The sequence below is a fragment of the Caballeronia sp. genome, assembly GCF_049581465.1.
Taxonomy (GTDB): Bacteria; Pseudomonadota; Gammaproteobacteria; order Burkholderiales; family Burkholderiaceae; genus Caballeronia.
Genome location: NZ_JBAUSA010000163.1, coordinates 1 through 2,389, shown reverse-complemented (window position 1 = coordinate 2,389; position 2,389 = coordinate 1). Strand labels below are relative to the sequence as shown.

The following is a 2,389-nucleotide window of genomic DNA, read 5'->3' as shown; positions in this document are numbered from 1 at the left end:
CGCTGGACGTGTGGGAACACGCGTACTACATCGACTATCGCAATGCGCGCCCGAAGTTTATTGAGGCGTTCTGGAACATCGCGAACTGGGAATTTGCCGCGAAGAATTTCGGTGGCTGATGTATCGGCTTCCTAACAAAGAAGTCTGGAGACGGCGATAAAGTTTGGAAAGACGACGGGATGCTCCGCGATAAACTTTGGAAGCCGTAGCCAAAATGAAAGCCCTCGCCAAGAGGGCTTTTTTTATTGCGATATTGCAATGCCGAGTCAAGCAGCGGTTCACGCGGACGTTCCACCGACTAGATCGGACCCCGAATTGTCCGCCGCCAGAATGAAATCCACGAATGCTCGCAGCGGCCCCGGCATATGCGCTCGGCTCGGATAGTAAAGAAACGGCCCGCTGAACGTTTGCCACCATTCATCGAGCACCGGCACGAGCGCACCGCTCTCTATAGCCGGGCGCACGAATTCATCGAACGAGTAGACGATACCCAGTCCTTCAATCGCTGCGCGCCTTTGCAGTTCAATCATCGATGCGATCATCGGCCCGTTCGGTTCGATCCGCACGACGTCGTCACCCCGCTTGAATTCCCATGTTGCAAGCACGCCGCTATCGAAGCGGTGTCCGATACATGCGTGATTCACCAGGTCGCGCGGGTGTTGCGGTATGCCGCGCGCCGCGAGGTATGACGGCGCCGCCGCTGCGACGAAGCGTTGGACGCGCGGGCCGATGGGCACGGCGATCATGTCGCGCTCGAGGCGCTCGTCGTAGCGGATACCCGCATCGAAGCCGGCCGCGAGGATATCGATGAATGTGTCGTTAGCGCCGACATCCACGGTAATTCCCGGGTGAGCGGCAAGAAAACGCGAGAGCAAGTCGGGAAGGATTTCTCGTGCCGCGATCGTGGGAACGTTCAGTCGCAGCGTGCCCGTCGGACTCTCGCGAAATAGGTTGACCGCATCGAGCGCCGTCGTAATTTCGACGAATGCCGGCGAGAGCCGTTCGTAAAGCCGCTGTCCCGCTTCAGTGGGCGTGACGCTGCGCGTGGTGCGGTTAAGCAGCCTGACGCCAAGTCGCTGCTCGAGTCTGCGGATCGCTTCGCTGAGCGACGAGGCCGACACGCCACGCGTCATCGCAGCATGCCGGAACCCTCGTGCCTGCGTGACCGCGACGAAGGCTTTCAGGTCGGAAAGATCAGGTTCCTGCATTGTTCGTTTTTCCGCACAGGCTATTCGAATTGGGATGGATTATCGCACGCAAGAATTCGGCCGATACTGCTGCTCAAGCGCCCCATCTCGCGGCGAAACTATCGAGGAACACCATGAAGCAACTTCAACTGGGTAGGAGTGGACCGCGCAGCTCGGCCATCGGTCTTGGCTGCATGGGCATGTCGGGCATGTACGGTCCTTGCGAGCGTGCTGAAAGCATCGCAACGATCCACGCCGCGCTCGAAGCTGGCGTCACCCTGCTCGATACCGGCGATTTCTACGGTCAGGGCCATAACGAAATGTTGATCGGCGAGGCGCTGAAAAGTGCCCCGGCCTCACGGCGCGACGCCGCAATCGTCAGCGTGAAGTTCGGGGCGATGCGCGATCCTGCTGGCGGTTGGTCGCTGTACGACGCGCGTCCCGCAGCGGTCAAGAACTTTCTCGCGTATTCGCTGCAGCGGCTGGGTGTCGATCACATCGATATCTATCGGCCGGCGCGGCTGGATCCCAACGTGCCGATCGAAGACACGGTCGGTGCGATCGCCGACATGATCAAGGCCGGCTATGTGCGGCACGTGGGCCTGTCCGAAGTCGGCGTAGCGACCATTCGTCGTGCGGCCGCGGTGCATCCGGTCAGCGACCTGCAGATCGAATACTCGCTGATTTCGCGCGGCATCGAAGAAGAGATCCTGCCGGCCTGCCGCGAACTGGGGATTGGCGTGACGGCATATGGTGTGCTGTCGCGCGGCCTGATCAGCGGACACTGGAGCAAGGATTCCGCAGGCAAAGGCGATTTCCGTGCGATGAGTCCGCGCTTTCAGGGCGAGAACGTCGACCACAATCTTGCGTTAGTCGATGCCCTTCGCAAGGTGGCCGAGGCCAAAGGCGTGAGCGTCGCGCAGATCGCGATTGCGTGGGTGGCCGCGCAGGGCAGCGATATCGTGCCGCTGGTTGGCGCCCGCCGCCGTGACCGGCTTACGGAGGCGCTTGGGGCAGTGGATGTGATGCTCAGCAAGGACGATCTCGCTGCGATTGGTGAGGCAGTGCCGAACGGGGCCGCGGCAGGGGAGCGTTACGCAGCCGCGCAGATGGCGCACCTTGACAGCGAAACGAAAAGTCACGGCCACGCGGCTTGATGGGTTGACCCGAGGCGTTGGCTCGGCGCTTCCGAAGCGCTCCGC

The 2,389-nt window shown here is 61.3% G+C and carries 3 protein-coding genes; 2 read left to right on the top strand and 1 reads right to left on the bottom strand.

Annotated features, from left to right (window positions below; all coding sequences use genetic code 11):
* Positions 1–119, top strand: a 119-nt coding sequence (locus WCA53_RS04175) for a Fe-Mn family superoxide dismutase (RefSeq protein ID WP_423905804.1), incomplete at its 5' end; no start/stop codon positions are given.
* A 159-nt stretch (positions 120–278) separates the two neighbouring features.
* Here the strand turns inward: WCA53_RS04175 and WCA53_RS04170 are convergent.
* A complete protein-coding gene (locus WCA53_RS04170) occupies positions 279–1,208 on the bottom strand; it encodes a LysR family transcriptional regulator (RefSeq protein WP_423905801.1) in 930 nt (309 codons plus the stop codon).
* 113 nt (positions 1,209–1,321) lie between these two features.
* Between WCA53_RS04170 and WCA53_RS04165 the strand changes: the two genes are divergently transcribed.
* The gene (locus WCA53_RS04165) at positions 1,322–2,344 is read left to right on the top strand and encodes an aldo/keto reductase (protein ID WP_423905799.1); all 1,023 of its coding nucleotides are present in this window, start codon (positions 1,322–1,324) and stop codon (positions 2,342–2,344) included.
* The last annotated feature ends 45 nt before the right edge of the window (positions 2,345–2,389 follow it).